We start from the raw sequence: 589 nt of genomic DNA on the forward strand, positions 1-589 counted from the left end.
CAGAATCGGTATGGGAAATTTCCAGGATGCCTTTACGGTTATCCGAAGCTTCAGTTGTTCATACATTTCTTGTATGCATACCATAACTTGTTACTCTATGTATAGCATTTCCACCTGTAACATTACCTGTCCACGAATCAATAGCGTAATTAGAAATTCTATTTTTTTGCAGCGCCACTATTATTTTCAGTTTTCCAAAATTTCTCCATCTCTTTTAAATTTTACTTTAAATGCATGTTCTCTGTTGTGAAAAGTTTTTTTAATTCCTTCATCAGTTTCAATTTTTTTTAATACAACTTTTCCTTTTTCGGGTGAAGAAAAAGATTCATCCATCTCAAAATATAGAGGGATTTGACTACCTTGTATAAAAGCAGATCTATTGCTATACTTAAGCCAAAATCTTTTTGAAGAATTAGAAACTGTACTAATATATATTATATATACTTCTGCACCTTCTTTATCTAAAACTAAACCTACATCTTTATCTTCTTTATTTCTTTTCTTTATTTCTTTATTAAGAATTTCTGTCACCGAGGCAGGTAAAAAGTATATAATTTCTGATTTTGTTTTTTGTATGTTACAACTGTAT

General features: G+C 29.5%; 1 protein-coding gene. It reads right to left on the reverse strand.

What is annotated here, in order from left to right; all coding sequences use genetic code 11:
• Nucleotides 1-186: 186 nt before the first annotated feature.
• On the reverse strand, nucleotides 187-589 hold a 403-nt coding region (locus FY557_RS19965), incomplete at its 5' end, for a hypothetical protein (RefSeq protein ID WP_228451857.1).

Origin of the sequence: Chryseobacterium sp. SN22, assembly GCF_008329705.1 — a bacterium.
Taxonomy (GTDB): Bacteria; Bacteroidota; Bacteroidia; order Flavobacteriales; family Weeksellaceae; genus Chryseobacterium.